Annotated in this window: 20 protein-coding genes; 8 read left to right on the top strand and 12 right to left on the bottom strand. The window is 63.1% G+C overall.

The window, feature by feature from the left end; all coding sequences use genetic code 11:
• The first annotated feature begins 76 nt into the window (after positions 1 to 76).
• The 4 genes from CUV01_RS04675 to CUV01_RS04660 are packed head-to-tail and all read left to right on the top strand — an operon-like array spanning position 77 to position 3660.
• Positions 77 to 1774, top strand: coding sequence for an acyl-CoA dehydrogenase family protein (locus CUV01_RS04675; RefSeq protein WP_101459442.1), 1698 nt, complete (start codon positions 77 to 79; stop codon positions 1772 to 1774).
• A 47-nt stretch (positions 1775 to 1821) separates the two neighbouring features.
• Complete coding sequence (locus CUV01_RS04670) at positions 1822 to 2793, top strand: MBL fold metallo-hydrolase (RefSeq protein WP_101461871.1); 972 nt, start codon at positions 1822 to 1824, stop codon at positions 2791 to 2793.
• Positions 2794 to 2846: 53 nt separating this feature from the next.
• Entirely contained in the window at positions 2847 to 2999 is a 153-nt protein-coding gene (locus tag CUV01_RS04665) for an aa3-type cytochrome c oxidase subunit IV (RefSeq protein ID WP_101461870.1), read from the top strand.
• A gap of 34 nt (positions 3000 to 3033) precedes the next feature.
• On the top strand, positions 3034 to 3660 hold the full coding sequence (locus tag CUV01_RS04660) for a hypothetical protein (RefSeq protein ID WP_101459441.1): 627 nt from the start codon (positions 3034 to 3036) through the stop codon (positions 3658 to 3660).
• Here the strand turns inward: CUV01_RS04660 and CUV01_RS04655 are convergent.
• From CUV01_RS04655 to CUV01_RS04625, 7 genes are all read right to left on the bottom strand, one after another.
• Positions 3645 to 3977: an AzlD domain-containing protein gene (locus CUV01_RS04655; RefSeq protein ID WP_101459440.1), complete on the bottom strand. Its 333-nt coding sequence runs from the start codon at positions 3975 to 3977 to the stop codon at positions 3645 to 3647. The genes CUV01_RS04660 and CUV01_RS04655 overlap by 16 nt on opposite strands.
• Positions 3974 to 4759 carry an AzlC family ABC transporter permease gene (locus CUV01_RS04650; RefSeq protein WP_232962517.1) on the bottom strand — a complete coding sequence of 262 codons (786 nt, stop codon included), beginning with the start codon at positions 4757 to 4759 and terminating at the stop codon, positions 3974 to 3976. The genes CUV01_RS04655 and CUV01_RS04650 overlap by 4 nt, the downstream gene beginning before the upstream one ends.
• Before the next feature lie 211 nt (positions 4760 to 4970).
• On the bottom strand, positions 4971 to 6422 hold the full coding sequence (locus CUV01_RS04645; RefSeq protein WP_101459438.1) for an aldehyde dehydrogenase family protein: 1452 nt from the start codon (positions 6420 to 6422) through the stop codon (positions 4971 to 4973).
• Between the two features lie 110 nt (positions 6423 to 6532).
• Complete coding sequence (gene rnr, locus CUV01_RS04640; protein WP_101459437.1) at positions 6533 to 8779, bottom strand: ribonuclease R; 2247 nt, start codon at positions 8777 to 8779, stop codon at positions 6533 to 6535.
• A gap of 86 nt (positions 8780 to 8865) precedes the next feature.
• Complete coding sequence (locus CUV01_RS04635) at positions 8866 to 9282, bottom strand: GNAT family N-acetyltransferase (protein WP_101459436.1); 417 nt, start codon at positions 9280 to 9282, stop codon at positions 8866 to 8868.
• On the bottom strand, positions 9279 to 10424 hold the full coding sequence (gene dapE / locus CUV01_RS04630) for a succinyl-diaminopimelate desuccinylase (protein WP_101459435.1): 1146 nt from the start codon (positions 10422 to 10424) through the stop codon (positions 9279 to 9281). Before dapE ends, CUV01_RS04635 begins: the two co-directional genes overlap by 4 nt.
• A gap of 1 nt (position 10425) precedes the next feature.
• Positions 10426 to 11226 (bottom strand): sulfite exporter TauE/SafE family protein, encoded by an 801-nt coding sequence (locus tag CUV01_RS04625; protein ID WP_232962514.1) that lies wholly within the window; start codon positions 11224 to 11226, stop codon positions 10426 to 10428.
• Between the two features lie 146 nt (positions 11227 to 11372).
• Here CUV01_RS04625 and CUV01_RS04620 point away from each other — a divergent pair, with 146 nt between their 5' ends.
• The 3 genes from CUV01_RS04620 (at position 11373) to CUV01_RS04610 (ending at position 13922) form a co-directional block, all read left to right on the top strand.
• Positions 11373 to 12980, top strand: coding sequence for an acyl-CoA dehydrogenase family protein (locus CUV01_RS04620; RefSeq protein WP_422385862.1), 1608 nt, complete (start codon positions 11373 to 11375; stop codon positions 12978 to 12980).
• Between the two features lie 98 nt (positions 12981 to 13078).
• The gene (locus CUV01_RS04615; protein WP_101459433.1) at positions 13079 to 13486 is read left to right on the top strand and encodes an META domain-containing protein; all 408 of its coding nucleotides are present in this window, start codon (positions 13079 to 13081) and stop codon (positions 13484 to 13486) included.
• Position 13487: 1 nt separating this feature from the next.
• Positions 13488 to 13922 carry an META domain-containing protein gene (locus tag CUV01_RS04610; RefSeq protein ID WP_101459432.1) on the top strand — a complete coding sequence of 145 codons (435 nt, stop codon included), beginning with the start codon at positions 13488 to 13490 and terminating at the stop codon, positions 13920 to 13922.
• 12 nt (positions 13923 to 13934) lie between these two features.
• Here the strand turns inward: CUV01_RS04610 and recO are convergent, their stop codons facing one another.
• Entirely contained in the window at positions 13935 to 14651 is a 717-nt protein-coding gene (gene recO, locus CUV01_RS04605) for a DNA repair protein RecO (RefSeq protein WP_101459431.1), read from the bottom strand.
• Between the two features lie 69 nt (positions 14652 to 14720).
• Between recO and CUV01_RS04600 the strand changes: the two genes are divergently transcribed.
• On the top strand, positions 14721 to 16502 hold the full coding sequence (locus CUV01_RS04600) for an adenine deaminase (protein WP_101459430.1): 1782 nt from the start codon (positions 14721 to 14723) through the stop codon (positions 16500 to 16502).
• Between the two features lie 7 nt (positions 16503 to 16509).
• Here CUV01_RS04600 and rarD read toward each other — a convergent pair whose 3' ends face one another.
• Genes rarD through CUV01_RS04580 form a run of 4 tightly spaced genes read right to left on the bottom strand, consistent with a single transcriptional unit; the run spans position 16510 to position 20454 of the window.
• The gene (gene rarD, locus CUV01_RS04595; protein ID WP_101459429.1) at positions 16510 to 17445 is read right to left on the bottom strand and encodes an EamA family transporter RarD; all 936 of its coding nucleotides are present in this window, start codon (positions 17443 to 17445) and stop codon (positions 16510 to 16512) included.
• 57 nt (positions 17446 to 17502) lie between these two features.
• Positions 17503 to 18120: a hypothetical protein gene (locus tag CUV01_RS04590; protein WP_101459428.1), complete on the bottom strand. Its 618-nt coding sequence runs from the start codon at positions 18118 to 18120 to the stop codon at positions 17503 to 17505.
• On the bottom strand, positions 18113 to 19042 hold the full coding sequence (locus CUV01_RS04585; protein ID WP_101459427.1) for a hypothetical protein: 930 nt from the start codon (positions 19040 to 19042) through the stop codon (positions 18113 to 18115). The genes CUV01_RS04590 and CUV01_RS04585 overlap by 8 nt, the downstream gene beginning before the upstream one ends.
• Positions 19039 to 20454, bottom strand: a complete 1416-nt coding sequence (locus CUV01_RS04580) for a DUF4123 domain-containing protein (protein WP_101459426.1) — start codon at positions 20452 to 20454, stop codon at positions 19039 to 19041. The genes CUV01_RS04585 and CUV01_RS04580 overlap by 4 nt, the downstream gene beginning before the upstream one ends.
• Positions 20455 to 20518 lie beyond the last annotated feature (64 nt).

Raw genomic sequence — 20518 nt, 5'->3', positions numbered from 1 at the left:
CACGCGCGCTAAGGTTGCGTCACATCTGCATAGGCCGGCCACGCATCTTTGCCAAGCCGAACCGAGGGGGAAAACCATGACCTATCGCGCACCCGTCGACCAGATCGCCTTTATTCTCAATCATATCGTGCCCTTTCAAAAGCTGGCCGAGACCGAGCTCTTTGCCGAGGCCACGACCGAAACCGTGGATGCGATCCTGAATGAAGCCGGCAAGATGGCCGATAACGAACTGGCGCCGCTGAACCGTGTTGGCGATCTGACACCGGCACGACTGGAAAACGGCAAGCTGCGATCCTCGCCCGGTTTCGATGCCGGGTTCCGCGCGATTGCGGATGGCGGCTGGATCAGCCTTGCATCGGACCCCGACTATGGCGGCATGGGCCTGCCTCAGGCGCTAAACATGGCCGTGGCCGAAATGATGTCGGGGGCCTGCCTGTCCTTGCAACTCAATCCTCTGCTGACGCAGGGGCAGATCGACGCGCTGCAACACCATGCCAGCGACGAGATGAAGGCGCTGTACCTGCCCAAGCTGAACAGCGGCGAATGGTCCGGCACGATGAACCTGACAGAGCCGGGGGCCGGCAGCGACGTGGGCGCGCTGACCACCAAGGCGGAACCCAATGGCGACGGCACCTACAAGATCACCGGGCAAAAGATCTTTATCACCTGGGGCGACAGCGATGTGACGGAAAACGTCTGTCACGCCGTTCTGGCGCGGCTGCCTGACGGGGCCAAGGGCACCAAGGGGATCAGCCTGTTCATGGTGCCGAAGTTCATTCCCGATGACGATGGCAATCCGGGCGTGGCAAACAGCCTCAAGGTCGTGTCGCTGGAACACAAGATGGGCATCCACGGCAGCCCGACCTGCGTCATGAGCTATGAAGACGCGACCGGCTGGCTGATCGGCAAGGAGCATGGCGGCATGGCCGCGATGTTCACCATGATGAACGCGGCACGTCTGGGCGTGGGCGTGCAGGGCGTCGGCGTCGCCGAGGCGGCGCTGCAGCAGGCCGTGGCCTATGCCATCGAGCGCAATCAGTTCGGCCCGATCATCCGCCATGCCGATGTGCGCCGGATGCTGGCGACGGCACGGGCCGAGGTCTTTGTCGCCCGCTCGATCTGTCTGGCAACGGCTGTCAGCACCGACATGGCGCGGGCTACGGATGACGCTGAATGCGCCGCCCGTGCAGCATTCCTGACGCCCATCGCCAAGGCGCATGGCACCGATGTCGGCTGCCGGGTGGCGGATATGAACATTCAGGTTCATGGTGGCATGGGCTTCATCGAGGAAACCGGTGCTGCACAATATCTGCGCGACGTGCGGATCACTCCGATCTATGAGGGCACGAACGGCATTCAGGCGATGGATCTGGTTGGCCGCAAGCTGTCGGATGGTGGCGAGGCTGCAACCCGCCTGCTGGACGAGGTGATGGACACCGCCAAGGCCGCGCAGGGCGATTTCCCCGATCTGGCCGGCGAGGTCTGGCGCGCGGCCGAAAACCTGCTCGAGGCCACTCAGGCAATGGTGGATCGTGATCTGCAGGACCGCTTTGCCGGCGCAGTGCCCTATCTGGATGCTTTTGCGCGTGTGCTGGGCGCATGGTTCCACCTGCGGGCGGCGCAGACGGGCGATGCGGGCCGGGTCACGCTGGCGCGGATCTATATCACCCGCATCCTGCCGCGCTATGCCGCCGATCTGATCGAGGCGCAGGCGGGGCTGGAAGATCTGGGTGCCATCACCGACGAACAGCTTGCCGGGGCCTTTGGCGCGTGATCCGCTATCCGCATGAGCAGCCACCCGGTGAGGGCGAAGCCATCGAAATGGCCGAGGGCGTGCTGTGGATGCGGCTGCCCCTGCCGATGGCGCTGGACCACGTGAATGTCTATGCGCTGGACGAAGGCGACGGCTGGACCATCGTTGATACGGGCTTTGATTCGCGGCGCAGCCGGGCGATCTGGCAGGGTCTGATCGACGGGCCGTTGCGGGGTCTCCGGGTCCGCCGGGTGATCGGCACCCATCATCATCCCGACCATATCGGGCTGGCCGGCTGGTTCATGGCCCAACAGGATGCCGAGCTGTGGATGAGCCGCACCGCCTGGCTGACCGCGCGAATGCTGGTGCTGGACGAGCAAGGGGTGCCGTCCCCGCAATCGCTGGATTTCTGGCGCAAGGCCGGGATGCCCTCCGATCTGCTGGAACGGCGCGCCGCCGAGCGCCCGTTCAACTTTGCCGATTCCGTGCATCCCCTGCCTTTGGGCTTTACCCGGCTGACCGACGGCGACCGGGTCAGCTTTGGCGGGCGCGACTGGCGCGTCTGGATGGGTGACGGGCATGCGCCCGAGCACGCGACCTTTTGGTCCGAGGATGATGATCTGGTGCTGGGTGGCGACCAGTTGCTGCCCTCGATCTCGCCCAATCTCGGGGTCTACCCGACCGAGCCAGAGGCCGATCCGGTGGGCGACTGGCTGGCATCGTGCCGCCGGTTTGCCGAACTGGCAGAGGATCGCCACCTGATCCTGCCCGGCCACAAGCTGCCGTTCTACGGTTTGCCACTGCGGCTCAAGCAACTGATCGACAACCACATCGGCGCGCTGGATCGCATGACCTCGGCGCTGCGGGACGGCCCCAGAACGGCGGTCGGCTGCTTCGACATCATCTTCAAACGCCGCATCGGCGAGGGCGAGTTCGGTCTGGCGCTGGTCGAGGCCGTGGCCCATATCAACCGCCTGCGCCAATCGGGCACAGTCAGCGCCGTCGGCGAAAGCGACGGCGCAGTGCTGTGGGGGGCGTGACAGGCGGCGCGCAATCGGCTATCGCAGAAACCAAACCTGAAACGGAGGGGCGCATGGCCACGCATCACGAAACCACCGAGTACAAACACGGTGAAATGGACACCACGCAGCATGAAAAGACCTTTGCCGGTTTTGTCCGGGTGTCGAGCTGGGTCGTCATCATCTCTTTGGCGGTTCTGGTCTTCATGGCATTGGTGAACGCCTGAATTAACAGGCGCGCTGAACGGGCAGGTGGCAGTGATGAAAAGACGGGCATTTCTGGTGGGTGCGGCAGTCCTGCCATTGGCGGCATGCGGGGCCGATAATATCTGGGCCAGCGACGAGGCCGTTCGCGCATCGCGCTATGTCTCGGACGAGCCACCCTCGATCACGCTGTTGACCGTGATCGGTATCCCGCGCGGCGAGGGCGGGCATTCGGCCCTGCTGATCAATGGCAGCCAGCGGGTCGTCTTTGATCCCGCCGGTACCTGGAACCATCCGCGCATCCCCGAACGGCATGACGTGCTGTACGGGATCACGCCGAACTTCAAGAACTTCTACATCGATTACCACGCGCGCAGCACCTATTGGGTGGCCGAGGATCGGGTGCCCGTCAGCCGCGCTGTGGCTGATGCCGCGATTCGCTCGGCTGAACAGCAGGGCGCGGTCAGCAAAAGCTTCTGCGCCGTGGGCACCGGGCAGGTTCTGCGCCGGGTGCCGGGCTTTGAGGGCGCGCCGACCGGATTTTCACCGCTGACACTGCGCAACTGGTTCGTGACGCTGCCCGGCGCCACCTCCAAGCGCCATCAGGACGGCGATCCGGCCAACAACCACAACGTCTTGCTGCGTCAGAAGGACGGCAAGATCACCGGTTATCCCAGAAACTGAAGCATCAGGAACAAGGTGCCGGCACCCGCGATGATCGCGGCCAGCATGTTCTTCCAGATCAGCCCGACGATGATGGTCGCAATCGCCGCCACCAGCCGCGCGGGGTCTGCCTGCCCCTCGGTTGCGGCGGGCCACATGACCAGCGGTGCGACCAGTGCGGGCAGCACCGCCACCGGCGTATAGCGCAGCAGCCGCAGTACCCATTGCGGCATGGCATAGCGGCCTAGCGCACCCAGAAACGACCAGCGGATCAGGAAGGTGCCAGCGCCAAGGGTCAGGATAACCAGCCAGATATGCGTATCCGATAGCTGGATCATCGCGTTCCCCGCTGGCGGCGTTCCTGCCAGGTTTCGACCAGCGCGCCCGCGGCCATGCCGATGGGCGCCGCGATCAACAGGCCGGTGCCGGCGGGCATCCAGGACAATGCCAGCGCCATGACAACCGCGACCAGTGCCGCGATGCGATGTGCCCATGTGCGCAGCATTGGCGCGATCATGGCGAGAAAGGTGATCGGGATGACGAAATCCAGCGCGATCGTCTCGGGGATGGCACGGCCCACCGTTGCCCCCACCATGCTGGAGATCGCCCAGGGAATACACATCGCCGCCGCCGCGCCATAGAAATAGGCCAGCCGCTGTTTCAGGCTGAGGCGCGGGTTCAACTCGTATTTCTGGATCGCCAGCGCATAGGTCTGATCGACCAGAAGATAGGCGACCGCGCTTCGGTGCCAGCCCGGCGCCGAACCAAGCCAAGGCACCAGCGAGGCCGAATACATCGCCATCCGCAGATTGACTGCCAGCGCTGACACAACGGCCAGCAGCGCGGGTACGTTGTCAGATAGCAGTTGCACGGCTGTAAATTGCGATGCGCCGGCCAGCACCAGAACCGAAAAGCCCAGGATCTGCAGCAGATCCAGCCCGGCCTCGCTGGCGATGACGCCGAACAGCAGGCCAAACGGGATCAGCACGACCAGAAACGGCAGGGATTGCACCATGCCATTGCGAAACGATTGTGCCGGACTGCGCGCCAGCACACGCGCCTGCGCGGCATCGTCCGGCGGTGGCGGCAGATCAGGCATGGAGGTCGGGGTCGGGGCCATCGAAATTCGCTACATTTACGTGGTGCGACGGCGACCTGCCGTCACGCCGGGATTATACTCGTTCTCTTTGTGGCAGCTTCGTTCTGGACCTTCCAGTCACCGTTTGGTCGGTCTTGGGCTAACCCCCACAGGCTTCGCCCTCGGGCATGAGCGGGCCTGATCCGCAAGGGCAGCGGGGCGTCTGCCGCCCGCTGCCCTGCGTCGCGCAGTCTCAGTTGTCGGTATCCCAGCCCGAGATCTGCTTGCTGTCCATGAACTCTTCGATGCCCCAGACACCGCCTTCGCGTGCACGGCCTGACGCCTTGACCCCGCCAAAGGCCGAGCCGCGACCACGGCCCTCACCGTTCATTTCGACCATGCCGGAGCGCAGTTGGCGGGCCACCCGGTTGCGGCGTGCACCATCCTGCGTCTGAACGTAGTTGGTCAGCCCGTAGATCGTGTCATTGGCGATCTCGACGGCTTCTTCCTCGCTGTCGAACGGGATGATCGTCAGCACCGGGCCAAAGATCTCCTGCCGGGCGATGGTCATGTCGTTGTTCACGTCGGCAAAGACCGTCGGGCGGACGAAATAGCCGCGATTGACGCTGTCGGGCAGGCCAGTGCCGCCGGCGACCAGACGCGCGCCCTCGTCGATGCCCGCCTGAATCAGCCCCTGGATCTTGTCCCATTGCTGCTTGCTGACGACCGGGCCGATATGCTTTCCGGGCTCATGCGCCGAGGCAACGGCAGTTTCCTCGGCCACTTTCGCTGCGGTTTCGACCGCCTTGTCATAGGACGAGCGTTCGACCAGCATCCGGGTCGGCGCATTGCAAGACTGGCCGCTGTTGTAAAAGCAGTGCCTTGCGCCGCGGATCACCGCCTTTTCGTCGGCATCGGCAAAGACCAGATTGGCGCCTTTGCCACCCAGTTCCAGCGCGACTTTCTTTACCGTATCGGCGGCAGCCTTGGTGATGGCGATTCCCGCGCGGGTCGAGCCGGTAAAGCTGATCATATCGACATCGGGATGGGTGGACATCTGCGTTCCAACACCCTGGCCATCGCCGTTCACCATGTTGAACACACCGGCGGGAAAGCCTGCCTCATCCACCATTTCGGTAAAGACAATCGAAGAGAGCGGCGCGATTTCCGAGGGCTTCAGCAGCACCGTGTTACCGGCCAGCAGCGCCGGGATCACCTTGAGCGTGACCTGATTCATCGGCCAGTTCCAGGGCGTGATCAGCCCCACGACCCCGATCGGTTCCCATGCCACCATGCTGTTGGGCGAATGCGCGCCAAGCGGGCGGATGAATTCGAAATCACGGAACGTGTCGATAAAGGTCTGTATGTGGGAACTGCCCGCGCCGGTCTGGTCTTCCAGCGACATATCGGCCGGCGCACCCATCTCATGGGTGATCGCATCGGCCATGTCCTGCGTGCGTGACTGATACACCGCCAGCAGCTTTTCGACATAGGCCAGCCGTTCAGCCGGCGGCAGCGCCGACCAGGCCGGAAAGGCCGCCTTGGCCGCAGCGACCGCCGCGTCGGTATCGCCCTGTTCGCCCAGGCTGATCACAGCCACCGGCTCTTCGGTGGTGGGGTCGATCACCTCGAGGTCATTGGGCGTCGTGGGGTTCACCCAAGCGCCATTGATATAGAATTTCCGCTTATCCTGAAGATCGGCCATTACGCCCTCCTGTCATCTGGATTTGACAAAGGGTGGCAGTTTCGCCGACCGGCCACAAGGCCGATGAACCGGGCAGATTGCAGCGCAGGGGCGGCAATCTGCCAGTCCGGTCAGCGGCGCTTACGTTTGCGTTTCGCGGCGCGCTTGACCTCTGCCAGCCGGGCCTGAGTCGGCTTGCGGCGCAGCGGGCGGCCGCGCTTGCTCTTTCGCGGGCCCTGCGGCAGGGTGTTGCCTTCCAGCTCGATCAGTTCCAGCAGCAGGCCGCCGGTCGTCGGGATCGCCTCGGCCAGCCGCACGGTGACGCGCTGACCGATGCCGATCTCCAGCCCGGTTTCCGACCCGATCAGCATCTGTGCCTCGGGATCGAAGTGGAAATATTCGTTGCCGATCTCGCGGATGGGCAACAGACCGTCAGCGCCGGTTTCATCCAGCTTGATGAACGCCCCGAACCGCTGGATGCCGCTGATACGGCCGGTCATTTCCGTGCCCACGCGGTCGGCCAGATAGGCCGCCAGATAACGGTCGGTGGTGTCGCGCTCGGCGGCCATGCTGCGCCGCTCGGTTTCGCTGATATGGGTGGCGGTTTCGGGCAGGCGATCGATTTCCCCCTCCGACAGCCCGTCCTTGCCCCATTTATGCGCCGTGATCAGCGCCCTGTGCACGACCAGATCGGAATAGCGCCGGATCGGGCTGGTGAAATGCGCATAGCTTTTCAGGGCCAGTCCGAAATGGCCGTAATTTTCCGGGTGGTAATAGGCCTGAGTCATGGACCGCAGGGTGCTGATATTGATCAACTCGTCAAAGTCGCTGCCCTCTGCCTGACCCAGCAGCCGGTTCAGATGGCTGGTCTGCAGCACTTGTCCCTTGGCCAGATTAAAGCCCGAGGACTGCGCCACCTCACGCAGGGCCTCGATCTTTTCCAGTGTCGGTTCCTCATGCACGCGGAACAGCAAGGGGCGCTGGCGGCGGGTCAGTTCCTCGGCGGCGGCGACATTGGCCAGCACCATGCATTCCTCGATCAGCTTATGCGCATCGAAACGCTCGCGGAAATTCACCGATTTGACCCGGCCATCCGGCATCAGCTCGATCCGGCGTTCGGGCAGGTCCAGTTCCAGCGGCTGCCTGCGCGACCGCGCCTGTTTCAGCAGGTCATACGCGTGCCACAGCGGCTTGATCGCCGCATCGACCAGCGGCGCGGTCTGTTCATCCGGATTGCCGTCAGCCGCCGCCTGAGCCTGTTCATAGGACAGGCTGGCCGGGCTGCGCATCATGCCGCGATGGAAGGAATGGCCGGCCTTGTTGCCCTGCGGGTCCAGCCGCATCTTGACGGCGATGACCGGGCGGTCGACGCCTTCGTGCAGGCTGCACAGATCGCCCGAAAGTGCATCGGGCAGCATCGGGACGACCCGGTCGGGGAAATAGCTGGAATTGCCGCGCTTCCATGCCTCGCGGTCGAGTGCGGTGCCGGGGCGGACGTAGTAGGCCACGTCGGCAATCGCGACCCAAACCGTCGCGCCGCCATCCTCTTCGATAATGGCTGCAACCGCGTCATCGTGGTCGCGTGCATCCGCCGGGTCGATGGTGATCAGCGGCAGATCACGCAGATCCTCGCGGCCCTTCATCGTGGCGGGTTTTGCGGCCTCTGCCTCGGCCAGCACCTTGTCTGGGAATTCATCGGGGATGCCGTGCTGGTGGATGGCGATCAGGCTGACGGCGCGTGGCGCCGAGGGATCGCCCAGACGTTCCGTAACCCGTGCCAGCGGCAGACCCATGCGCCCCTTGGGGCCGATCTGCTCGGCCTCGACCAGTTCACCCGGCTGCGCGCCGTGGGTGGCATCGGCCTTGACGCGCCATTCCTTGTCCTGACCCTTGTCGATGGGCAGGATGCGGCCACCCTCGGTATCCTTGCGGAAAATACCGATGATCTTTTGCGGCGAGACGCTGATGCGGCGGATAAAGCGCGCCTGATATTGATAATCCTCGCCCTGAACAGGGATAAGCCGCGCCAGCAGCCGGTCGCCTTGCCCAAGTGCCGGATCGCTTTTCAGCGGCGAGAACAGGATGCGCGGCTCGGGCCCTTCGCCCTGCCATTCCAGAGGACGCGCGAAAAGATCGCCCTGTGCATCCGGTGCCTCCAGCCGCAAGACCGTCACCGGTGGCAGCTTTTCGGCATCCTGATACTGACGGCGGCGGCGTTCGAATTTGCCCTCGGCCTCCAGTTCCTTCAGCAGGCGTTTCAGTTCGATCCGCTCGGCGCCCTTGATGCCAAAGGCCTTGGCGATATCGCGCTTCGAGCTCGCGTCGGGGTGCTCTGCGACCCAGTCAAGGATCTGCTGTTTTGAGGGGATCTGTGCCATATGCGCCTGTTAGCACAGCTGAGATCCGCGCACAGCGGGAAAAAATCAGATCCAAGATGCAGCCGCATCCTGTAGCGGCCAGCCTGTCACAGATCGCGGATCATTTCCTGATGCGCAATACCGGCGTCGTCATAGACATCGCCCGCCACCTCAAAGCCCAGCTTTTGATAAAAGCCGATCGCTTGAACCTGCGCGCTCAGCATTGCCTGCGAAATCCCCTGGCGCGATCGCAGCACATCCATCGACGCCTTCAACAGCATCCGCCCCAGGCCGGTGCCGCGTGCCTCTGGCATGACGCAAATCCTGCCGATCCGCCCGATGCTGCCCTTCAGCAGGATCCGCGCCGTGCCGACCGGCTCGCCGTCCTGCCAGGCCAGCAGATGCACGGCCTTTTCGTCCAGATCGTCCCATTCATCCGCGTCGTCTATGCCCTGTTCGTCGATGAACACGGCGCGGCGGATGGCGTGGCAGGCGGCGATGTCTTCGGTCAGTTCGATTCTCATTCGAAAAATCTTTCCAAAATGCGCTGATAAACCGATTTCAGGTCGTGCACCTGCTGGGCCGGGACGCGTTCATCCACCTGATGCATGAACTGCCCCACCAGCCCGAATTCCAGAACCGGGCAATGATCCTTGACGAAGCGCGCGTCCGAGGTGCCGCCGGTGGTCGACAGAACCGGGTTGATGCCGGTTTCCTTCAGCACAACATCTCGCACCAGATCAACGAAGGGTCCGGGCTGGGTCAGAAAGCTTTCGCCAGACACATCCACGCGCAGACTGATCTCGACGCCGGTTTCGGCACTGACACGTGCGGCCCTGTCGGTCAGATCACGGGTCAGGCCCTCCGATGTATGCGCGTCATTAAAGCGGATATTCACAACGGCCGTCGCCTTTTCCGGGATCACGTTCGAGGCCGGGTTGCCGCAGTCGATGCTGGTGATTTGCAGGCCTGTCGGGTCGAAATGGGCGGTCCCCTCATCCAGCGGCGCTTCGATCAGATCGTTCAGATAGGCGGTCAGCGCATGCAGCGGGTTCTTTGCCCGATGCGGATAGGCCGCGTGGCCCTGCACGCCTTTGGCGGTGATGTCGAAGGTCATCGACCCGCGCCGGCCGATCTTGATCATTTCACCGAACACATCGGGGTTCGACGGCTCGCCCACGATGCAGACATCCATCCGCTCGCCATTGGCGGCCATCCAGTCCAGCAGTGCGATGGTGCCGTCCTTGCCGCCACCTTCCTCGTCGCCGGTGATGGTCAGGATCACGGCGCCATCGGGCGGTGTATCGGTGACAAAATCAATCGCTGCGGCGACAAAGGCCGCAACGCCGGATTTCATGTCCGTCGCACCGCGCCCCCAGATCACGCCGTCTTCGACATGACCGCTGAACGGGGGATGGGTCCAAGAGCCCAGATCGCCCGGCGGCACCACATCGGTATGGCCGTTGAACCCGAGGGTCAGGGTATTGGTGCCCTTGGCGCCCCATCGCGCAAACAGGTTCGGCGTGCCGTTGCGGTCCACGCGGGTGACCTCGAAACCTGCCTCTGTCAGCAGATCGCCCAGCAGCACCAGCGCGCCGCCTTCTTCCGGCGTTACCGAGGGACATTGGATCAGGCGGGCGGTCAGGTCTGCGGGGTCGGTGGTCATTTCAACTCCAGAAATCAAAGGCGCGGCGGATCAGGTTCAAGCCTGTCAAGACAAGCAGGATCAGGGTCCAGCGCCGAAATTGCACCACATCCATCCGGTCCTGCAAGGCAAAGCCAAGCTGCATCCCCAGAAACGCGGGAATGCACAGGATCGCCGATAGCGGCACCGTCTGCGCATTCAACACGCCCGAAAACAGATGCGCCACCGTCAGAACAATCGCCCCCAGCAGGAAAATCACCCCCTGAACGCGCACCTGTTCGCGTTTGTCCACGCCAAGCGACAGCAGCAGCACAATGGCCGGCGGCCCCCAGATGCCCGAGATCCCGCCATAAAGGCCGCCGATGGTCCCGGTCACGACCTCGGCCCTGCGCCGGTGATCGACCTGCAGTTTCAACGGCCGCCCCGACAATTGCCACAGCGCAAAGCCCACGATCGGCACACCCAGCAGGGCATACATGATCCCCTGCGGTATGGCCGTCGCAAAGGCCGCCGAGACGCAGATAAAGATCACCACCATCGCGATGTGCCAGCGAAAATTCCACGCCGATTGCCAGGCCTCGCGCCGTCCCTGACGAAAGGCCTGCTGGATGTTGGTCAGCAGCGTCGGCAGAATCAGCGCGCCAAGTGCGGTGGTTGCTGGCAGAAAGGACCCAAAGGCCGACAGCATGATCATCGGCATGGCAAAGCCGATGGCACCTTTCACGAAACCCGCGAAAAACGTGACCCCGACCGCCGCCCAGAACTGCCAGATTTCCAACCCGAACATGGCGGCAACGCTGATCCGTGGTTGCGGAATGTGCAAGTCGGTTTGTTTGGCGGTGGCGATCTGCAAAACGGCGAGAAATCACTGCGACACTTTCGGTCGCAATTATGCTTTAATTAGCATTATAGTTGCGCTGCAACTGCAAAGAGCCTAGGGATGCTGCAATGCCGCAAAAGGACGAATCGATGAAAGACATGGCTCAGCAAACAGACGCGATCCTGTCCGAACTGGATGATCTGAAAGCCCGCGCCCAGCAGGCGCTTCGCGATCAGGTCGCGCCCGAGGGCAAGGTCGATCCCGCGCTTTTGGAAACGCATCAGCATGGCGCCCACGCGCTGTCGTGGCTGGCCACCTATGTCGAGGCGATCCGGCAATTGTCCGCGTGGTCGGGCCGCGTCTCAGGCGAGCTAGAGGATCTGATCCTGCAAATCGGCGTCGGCGAATACCTGACGCAGATCGCCGGCGGCATCCCGATGAGCCAGACCGAATTCGCCCGCCTCAGCGATCTGGACGTGGAATGGCAGCCGTCGGATGCCGCGCGCGCGCTGATGGCCGGCAATACGCCGCAGGCCCGCGCCCGGCTTGCCGAACTGATCGCCGATAATCGCGGCAGCGCGACCTTTGGCGCCTCAGGGCTGGACGAAGATCTGGAAATGATCCGCGACCAGTTTCGCCGCTGGACCGACGACAAGGTCGTCCCCCATGCGCATGACTGGCACCTCAAGGACGAGTTGATCCCGATCGAGATCATCAATGAATTGGCCGAACTGGGCGTATTCGGCCTGACCATTCCCGAGGAACTGGGCGGGCTGGGCATGTCCAAGGCCGCCATGGTCGTCGTCAGCGAGGAACTGTCGCGCGGCTATATCGGTGTGGGCAGCCTTGGCACCCGCAGCGAGATCGCGGCGGAACTGATCATCGGCGGCGGCACGGACGAGCAGAAAGAACAGTGGTTGCCGAAACTGGCCAGCGGGGAAATTCTGCCCACAGCCGTCTTTACCGAACCCAATACCGGCAGCGATCTGGGCAGCCTGCGGACCCGCGCGGTGAAGGATGGCGACAATTGGACCGTCACCGGCAACAAGACCTGGATCACCCATGCCGCGCGCACGCATATCATGACGCTGCTGGCGCGGACCGAACCCGACACCACCGATTATCGCGGCCTGTCGATGTTCATCGCCGAGAAAACACCCGGCACCGATGCCGAGCCTTTCCCAACCCCCGGCATGACCGGCGGCGAGATCGAGGTCCTGGGCTATCGCGGCATGAAGGAATACGAACTTGCCTTTGACGGGTTCGAGGTCAAGGGCGAGAACCTGCTGGGCCGCGTGACCGGGCAGGGTTTCAAGCAATTGATGCAAACCTTTGAATCGGCACGCATCCAGACCGCGGCGCGCGCCATTGGCGTGGCGCAGAATGCGCTGGAACTGGGGCTGCAATATGCGCTGGATCGCAAGCAGTTCGGCAAATCGCTGATCCATTTTCCGCGCGTCGCCGACAAGCTTGCGCTGACCGCCGTGGAAATCATGATCGCCCGTCAGCTGACCTATTTCAGCGCATGGGAAAAGGATAACGGCCATCGCTGCGATCTGGAGGCCGGGATGGCCAAACTGCTGGGTGCGCGCGTGGCCTGGGCCGCAGCAGACAATGCCCTGCAAATCCACGGCGGAAACGGCTTTGCGCTGGAATATCAGATCAGCCGGGTGCTCTGCGATGCCCGCATTCTGAACATCTTCGAGGGTGCGGCTGAAATTCAGGCACAGGTGATCGCGCGGCGCCTTTTGGGCTGACGATCGGACACGGCTGCGCGATCAGGGCTGTCATGGAACGTTTTTCCGTGTAAGACGTTGCATCGTCACAAAAGTTACGCCTGAACGAGGACACTGCCATGATCCGCCCTGCCGCTATTGCCGCGACCGCTCTTTTGGGCCTTGCCGCCTGCGAACCTGCCGCCACTGCCAACGCCACTGTCGAAGGCAATGTGCCGCTGGAAAGCTATTACATGGTCGGCATCGGTCAGGATGCCGCGCCCGAGCGGAACATGGCGATTCGCTTTACCGAAAACCAGATCATCGGCAGCGGACCCTGCAACAGCTTTACCGCGACCAACGCGGCCACGCTGCCGGCCATTCAGGTGTCGAGTTTCGTGCCGACCGCGGCGCCGTGCAATGAATCGGCTCTGGAACAGCGTTTCTTCAACGCAATGCGTCAGGCGACCAGCGCGGATTACAGCGGCGGCGTGCTGCTGGTGAAGGGCCCGACCTACATGCAGTTTGAACCCGGGCGCCCGCTGTAAGATGGCGCGCTATGCAAAAATCGGCGCAGCCGTCATTGGCCTGGCGATTCTGGCGGGTTGCGAGGCCCCTGTGACCGCATCAGGCAACGCACCGCCTTTGGGCGATTATCAACTGCTCAGCATCGGCGGCGACGATGTCGAAAGCTATCACGTCACCATGCTGCTGCAGGATGGCCAAGTGGCCGGCGGTGGGTTCTGCAATCGCTATAGCGGTTCGCAGTCAGGTGTGCTGCCCGCGTTGCAGATCGGGCCACTTGCGGTGACGCGCCGCGCCTGTATCGGTGACCGGATGCAGCGCGATCAGGCCTTTTTCGATGCGCTGACGGCTGCTGATGCGGCCTCGTTCAGCAATGACCGCCTGACGATCACCGGCGCCGGCCCCGAACTGGTATTCGAGCCGCATGCCCCGGAAACCGATCATCCGGGCGGCGAATAGTCTCTGGCAACACTAAGCTTCCAGCCGCCGCAGCAAGCGCGCGCGGGCGGCTGGCAGAGGCTTGCCGACCAGCTCTTGTGCCAGCCTTGTGTCCAGAAAATGCCCGGTGATCGCCAGACCCTCGGCAATGCCGTCGCCGCGATTGTCGCCAGCGCCGCCCAGCAGCGCAGGCAAGGGCAGCAGCCGGTCCGCCCATTGCCCGGCACCGGCGCGACTGACCGCCCGGCCTGTACGCGGGCTGACATAGGCCAACCCCTCGTGCGCGCCCGTCACTGCGCAATCGGACAGATCGAGGCCAAAGCCCATCTCGTCCAGCAACTGCATTTCCCACCGCAGATAATCCTCGGCCCAACCCGTCTCGGTGTCCATCCGGTCCAGTAATGCCTCGGTCGAAACGGCAAGCCGGGGATGGGGGTCGCGTTCGGGCAGGGCATAGGCCAGCAGCGCGCAGACCGCGTTCAGCCCGGCCAGCGCCAGCGGATCGGCCAGCAGTCCGGGCCGTGCCTGATCCGGCTCGACCGTAAAGGTGCCCAGCTGATCGTCCAGCCGCGCCCGCCAGCGCAGCGATAGCCGGGTCCCCGGTTGCAGCATGGCGGCGCGCTTGCGCGAGGCGCCCCCCGGCACCAGCCCGGCATGGCGGCCATATTCGGTCGTCATCACCTCGATGATGACCGCATTCTCGCCATGTGCCCGCCGCGCGATCACCGTACCGTCGGCCTGCCACTCCATCCCGGTTCACCCTCTTTCCTTGGCCCGCAGCCTGCCGCATTCTATCCCGAACGCAAAGGAGGTTCGCGCATGTTGTTACCCTGGATCAAGGCTCAGGCACGTCTGGTCGAAGTCGCCGCAGGTCGCGCGCCCGCCGATCTGGTCATTCGCGGTGGGGTATGGGTCAATGTCCACACGCGCGAGGTGATCGAGGGGCGCGATCTCGCCATTGCCGATGGCCGCATCGCCTGCGTGATCGAGGATGCCAGCGCCAATATCGGCCCCGATACCCAGGTGATCGAGGCGCAGGGGCGCTATATGCTGCCGGGCTTTTGTGATGCGCATATGCATGTCGAATCGGGAATGCTGACGCCAGCCGGTTTCGCCGCTGCGGTCATTCCGCACGGGACCACGACGATCTTTCACGATCCCCATGAGATCGCCAATGTCTTTGGCCTGCGCGGTGTGCGCCTGATGCGCGACGAATCCGTGATCCAGCCGATCAGCATGTTCACGCAGATGCCATCCTGCGCGCCCTCGGCGCCGGGTCTGGAAACCACCGGCCATGAGATCACCGAAGACGAGGTTGCCGAGGCAATGGGCTGGGACGGCACCATCGGGCTGGGCGAGATGATGAATTTTCCCGGCGTGGCCGCGGGCGACCGCCAGATGCTGGCCGAGATCGCCGCCACGCGGGCCGCGGGCAAGACGGTTGGCGGTCACTACGCCAGTCCCGATCTGGGCCGACCCTTTGCCGCCTATGTCGCGGGTGGCGCGGCGGATGATCACGAAACGACGACAGAGGCGCAGGGCATCGCCCGCGCCCGGCAGGGCATGTCGACGATGATGCGGCTTGGCAGCGCCTGGTATGACGTCGAAGCGCAGATCACCGCGATCACCGAAAAGGGGCTGGACCCGCGCGGTTTCATCCTGTGCACCGATGACAGCCATTCCGGCACATTGGTCAATGACGGTCACATGAACCGGGTCATCCGTCATGCGATTGAATGCGGCTGCGATCCGGTGGTGGCGATCCAGATGGCCACGCTGAACACCGCCACGCATTTCGGGCTGGAGCGCGAATTGGGCAGCCTGACGCCGGGGCGGCGGGCCGATGTGATCCTGACCTCGGATCTGACGGACTTGCCGGTCGAACTGGTGATCGCGCAGGGACAGGTCGTGGCAAAAGACGGCGAATTGCTGGTCGACTGCCCGCTGATCGACTGGCCGCAGGACAGCCGCGCCTCGGTTCATCTGGGCCGTGAACTGGCGGCCGACGATTTTGCCGTGACCGCGCCCGACGGGGCGAACAACGCCACAGTCCGGGTTATCGGTGTGGTCGAGAACCAGGCCCCGACCCGAGCCCTGACGGCGGATCTGCCGGTGCGCGACGGCATGATCGAACCCGAGGGCGAGGTCTGCCATATCGCGCTGGTCGAACGCCATCGCGGCACGGGCGGCGTGGTGAACGGGTTTGTCAGCGGTTTTGGCTATCAGGGGCGGATGGCGGTGGCCTCGACCGTGGCGCATGACAGCCACCACATGATCGTGGTGGGCACCTGTCGCGATTGCATGGCGTCGGCGACGGCGCATCTGGCGCAGATCGGCGGCGGGGTGACCGTGTTTCGCGACGGCGATGAACTGGCCACCGTGGCGCTGCCGATTGCCGGGTTGATGTCAGACCAGCCCGCACCCGAGGTCGCCCGTGACACGCTGGCGGTGATGGATGCGATCGGCCAGTGCGGCAACGGCATGAACAACGCCTATATGCAGCATTCGCTGCTGGCGCTGGTGGTGATCCCGGAATTGCGGATATCGGACAAGGGCATCATCGATGTGACGCGCTTTGAACAGCTCGATCTGATCGTCTGACGCGCCGCTATTGCGCGCGATGGCTGGCCAGATCCCGGCGGCTTTTGCGGCGGCGGCCGGCCTCGCGGATGAGGGTGATCGAATAGATGATCAACGCCATCCAGATCAGCGGAAAGGCGATCAGTTGGGCGCCGCCGAAGGGCTCTCCAAAGACAAAGACCGCTGTCAGAAAGATCATGGTCGGCGCGATATATTGCAGCACGCCGATGGTCGACAGGCGCACCAGCTTGGCCCCGTTGGCATACAGCATCAGCGGGATTGCCGTGACCGGACCGCAGCCCAGCAGCAACAGCATGGTGGTGCTGCTTTCGGTAAAGTGGCCTTGGCCCGACGCTTGCAGCCAGATGACATAGCCAAGCGCAAGCGGCGTCAGCATCAGCACTTCAAGGGTAAAGCCCTGGTTCGGCCCAAGCGGCAGGCTTTTCTTGCAATAGGCGTAGATGCCCCAGGAAAAGGTCAGGCCAATTGCCACCAGCGGCAGCTTGCCGGCATCCAGCGTCAGGATGATCACTGCCAGCGCGGCCAGCGCGACCGCCAGTTTTTGCATGCGGTTCAGCCGTTCGCCCAGCAAAACCGCGCCCAGAAAGATGCTGAACAGCGGGTTGATGTAATAGCCCAGGGCGGCCTCGATCGCCCGGTCATTGATGACGGCCCAGACATAGATCAGCCAGTTGGCGGTGATCAGGCAGGCGGTCAGCGCAGCCATTGCCAAGAGGCGCGGCGTGCGCAACGCGGTCAGCACCTCGGCGCTGCGGTGCTGCCATAGCAGCACGACGGCAGCGACCGGCAGCGACCAGATGATCCGATGGGCGATGATCTCGAACGGGCCAAGCGCCGCCAGCGACTTCATATAGATCGGCAGAAAGCCCCACAGCACATAGGCGCCGATGGCAAAGGCCAGTCCGCGCGGCGAATCACTGTTGGGATCGGGGATCGCTTTCATGTGATTTGCATAAGCTGCAAATGCAGCGGGCGCCAGAGGCCGCGGCGACCGCCGGGATCAGTCCTGCCGCGCAGGTGGTCGGCGTTTAATCCAGATCGCAAGCGGCTGCGAAAACGCGCCCTCGACGCTTTGGCCATCGCGGTTTTGCACCCGATAGCCGTAATCCACCCGGTAATCCACGACATCGCTGTCATCGCGCGGTTGCCCCAATGCAGCCATGTCGCGCCGCGCGGCGTCGATGATTTTCAGGATATAGGTGCTGCGCCCGGTGATGATACCGCTTTGGCCGGGATCAAGGTCCAGCCGCTCTTGCGTGCGTTTGGACGGGTTCAGCGGTCCGTACGAGATATTTGCAACGCGCTCGGGCAACTCGGCGGGGGCATAGCCCGAGACACCAAAGGTGAAATGACCGGCAGAGCCACCTTTGAAAGACAGGCTTTGGGCGGAACTTGAGGCATTGGTGACGCGCAGTGTCGCGGCCTGCTCATAGATATCGCTTGGGTCGCTGTCATCGACGCAGACACGCGGGACGGAAACCAGTTCGAACCGCAGCCCGGCCTGTTCTTGCCGCGCCATGACCTGGGGCGCCACCTTGCAATCTGCGAACATGCTCGCTTCTCCCGATTGAGACATGGCGATGAAGTACAGCAACGCCGCGATTTTGATCTTAAACAATATAGACACCGTTCAATCGGCCGTCAGAGGCCAAAGCCTGCGAGGTTTCATAAGCGACCCAGTAATACATGTATGTCCGAAAGGTCATGTTTCCGTATTGGCCCATCACTGTCGGGTTTTCAAAGAAATGCAAAGGCGCTTTTCCCGCAGGCGCGGCAGGATCGACAGGATGTTGTCCAGCATAAGGTATGGTGAGGACAAAATCATTCATATCATGCCCGTAAACGGTGATCACCGGCTCTGTCGTCGATGGGCTTTCATAAAGGTATTCATCGCCCAACCCGATCGTATGACCGATCTCGTGCACCATGACCCAGCTGTCGCCGCCGTTCAGATAGTGGGTCATATCCGTCCCCCCATCGACATAGCTTCGAAGTTCGTCGTTCGGATCTGGCGGAACGGGCGTGTTGTCGACGCGAATAATGATGTCACCACCACTTGGAACGATCTCGTGTTGCAGCAGGATGCGCAGATCCTTGTCCGGGCAACCAATCATTTTCACGCGAACGCGCGCAGAGGACGCGACGCGTTCCCATTCACTGAAAGCATCCGACAGTTCTGTCAGTATCCTCGCACTATGATCGGTCGCATTTGCCCCCATCTGATAGGTCAGACTGACGGTTTTCTTGACGACCACAGCATTGGGGGCGGCGGGTTCCGCGACGCTGATATGACCTCTGTTTTCCATCGCCCAATAGTCGATCGGGTTCGAGAAATAGACATCATCGGCGATCGAACTGAACCTCGTGGACGCCGAAAACCCGCAACAGGGCGCGCAATCGGCCAGCGATGTGGCTGGCGGATCTTCGGGCAGCTCGGGCAGGGGCGGGCTGGAGGGCAGATTTATCCTTGGCTGCGAGGGCAGGGACAGGTCCGGCTGGACGGGCAGACCTTCACCGGCGCTCGGGGGCGTATCGCTCATGATGAGGTCATTTCTGCTGCCGCGGCGTTGCGGGGTATCTGCCAATAGTCGTCGTCATTGCCTTTCGCGGCCTCGCGCTGTTCGCCAAAGAGGGCATGTTCGAAAATCTGGCGCAGGCCCTGTTCGGTGGACCCGGCGCGGGCGATGATCCCGGCGAATTCGGGGCGCAGCGGATCGCTGATAAAGTTCAGCCCAAGGTCATTGGCAAGGATCCGCGCCGCCGCCAGCGCGGGCTCTGTCCTCAGATTTGCCGCGATGCAGCTATCGTCCTGCTGGTCCAACATCTTCTCGATGCTGGCCGCCTCGGGGTTGGCGCGGCCATCGGGCAGGATCACGGCTGTCGCGGCGTGGCGGTCAAGACCATTCCATCCGCGCGCCTTGTAGAGATCAAGCACCCGCGCGCGGGTCTGGCGAATGCCGTCCTGCCATTCACCCGCATCGCCAAACTGCAGCTTTGCCTGCCGCCTGATGGCTTTCGACAGTTTCAGGCCGCGCTGGCCGTCGGCTGACGCGGCTGCGATCAGATCGCCGTATCGCGCCGAGTGGAAACACCAGCTGCCGAAATAGCTCATCGCGTAAAGCAGCCAGCAGACCTCTTCGGCGAACCGCATGTTGAAACGCCTGGCCTCGGACAGCGCATGATCGGTCAGGGCAAGCCGCGCCTCCGGCCCCATCCTGCCAAAGCGCGGCTCGTCCAGACGCAGCAGCCAGTCTGCAATCTGCCGCCTGGCCTTTGCGCGCGCCGAGCCCGCAAAGATCGCCTGTTCGCGCGCGGTCAAAGTGCCGGGTGCGGCGGGCGAGGGCGGATCGTGCAGTTCCTTGGCATCCAGTCTGGGCTCAAAGATCGTGACGCTGTTGGCTGCCGGATCAGGGGTGACGATGCGCGTGATCGGCTGGCCGTTCCGGGGCAGAAAGATATCGTTCAGCCGCTGGGGCCAGTCGGCAATCTCGGTCAGGTATCGGGACAGGACCATCGGGTCCTGAAACCGAAAGAACAGCCAATCGCCTGCCTCGTTGCGGCGTTTGACGAAACGGCGGAAGTGCTGGACCAGTTGTTGGTGATCCGAGGCGCTGCGCAAGAACACCGCAGGCGCGCGATCCCATAGCATCCATTCCGCCTTGCCGCGCCGCAAAAGCCGACGCAGGATCTGTTCGTCCGGCGTCACGGTCAGCAGCCATGGCGCGACATGGCCCCATTTTGCCGCAGCCTCGCCGTTGTAAAGACAGGATGCCCGCGCCGCTGTTGTCGTGATCATATCGGCCAGTTGCGGATGATGCGAGGCATCGACCAGAACATGACAGTCACCCGGACCGTCGAACAGCAGGTCCTGCAGTGCATCAAGGGCGGATGAAGGGCCTTCGGTGGGGTCGTTCAGGATCGAACGACGCGTGGCTTCACTGAGGAATCGCAAAACTCTGGATCCATCAAAACAAAAACGAACTAAAAACAGACGACACGCTGCCAAACACCGAAGG

The organism is Paracoccus tegillarcae (assembly GCF_002847305.1).
Classification (GTDB): domain Bacteria; phylum Pseudomonadota; class Alphaproteobacteria; order Rhodobacterales; family Rhodobacteraceae; genus Paracoccus; species Paracoccus tegillarcae.
This window is presented reverse-complemented; position numbering and strand designations above follow the sequence as displayed.

Coding starts and splice junctions, on each gene's coding strand:
- CUV01_RS04620 (WP_422385862.1), top strand. CDS start 11,373: ATGAAAGACATGGCTCAGCAAACAGACGCGATCCTGTCCGAACTGGAT.
- CUV01_RS04650 (WP_232962517.1), bottom strand. CDS start 4,759: ATGGCCCCGACCCCGACCTCCATGCCTGATCTGCCGCCACCGCCGGAC.
- rarD (WP_101459429.1), bottom strand. CDS start 17,445: ATGAAAGCGATCCCCGATCCCAACAGTGATTCGCCGCGCGGACTGGCC.
- CUV01_RS04610 (WP_101459432.1), top strand. CDS start 13,488: ATGGCGCGCTATGCAAAAATCGGCGCAGCCGTCATTGGCCTGGCGATT.
- CUV01_RS04585 (WP_101459427.1), bottom strand. CDS start 19,042: ATGAGCGATACGCCCCCGAGCGCCGGTGAAGGTCTGCCCGTCCAGCCG.
- rnr (WP_101459437.1), bottom strand. CDS start 8,779: ATGGCACAGATCCCCTCAAAACAGCAGATCCTTGACTGGGTCGCAGAG.
- CUV01_RS04670 (WP_101461871.1), top strand. CDS start 1,822: ATGGCCGAGGGCGTGCTGTGGATGCGGCTGCCCCTGCCGATGGCGCTG.
- CUV01_RS04665 (WP_101461870.1), top strand. CDS start 2,847: ATGGCCACGCATCACGAAACCACCGAGTACAAACACGGTGAAATGGAC.
- CUV01_RS04655 (WP_101459440.1), bottom strand. CDS start 3,977: ATGATCCAGCTATCGGATACGCATATCTGGCTGGTTATCCTGACCCTT.
- dapE (WP_101459435.1), bottom strand. CDS start 10,424: ATGACCACCGACCCCGCAGACCTGACCGCCCGCCTGATCCAATGTCCC.
- CUV01_RS04635 (WP_101459436.1), bottom strand. CDS start 9,282: ATGAGAATCGAACTGACCGAAGACATCGCCGCCTGCCACGCCATCCGC.
- CUV01_RS04615 (WP_101459433.1), top strand. CDS start 13,079: ATGATCCGCCCTGCCGCTATTGCCGCGACCGCTCTTTTGGGCCTTGCC.
- CUV01_RS04645 (WP_101459438.1), bottom strand. CDS start 6,422: ATGGCCGATCTTCAGGATAAGCGGAAATTCTATATCAATGGCGCTTGG.
- CUV01_RS04600 (WP_101459430.1), top strand. CDS start 14,721: ATGTTGTTACCCTGGATCAAGGCTCAGGCACGTCTGGTCGAAGTCGCC.
- CUV01_RS04660 (WP_101459441.1), top strand. CDS start 3,034: ATGAAAAGACGGGCATTTCTGGTGGGTGCGGCAGTCCTGCCATTGGCG.
- recO (WP_101459431.1), bottom strand. CDS start 14,651: ATGGAGTGGCAGGCCGACGGTACGGTGATCGCGCGGCGGGCACATGGC.
- CUV01_RS04675 (WP_101459442.1), top strand. CDS start 77: ATGACCTATCGCGCACCCGTCGACCAGATCGCCTTTATTCTCAATCAT.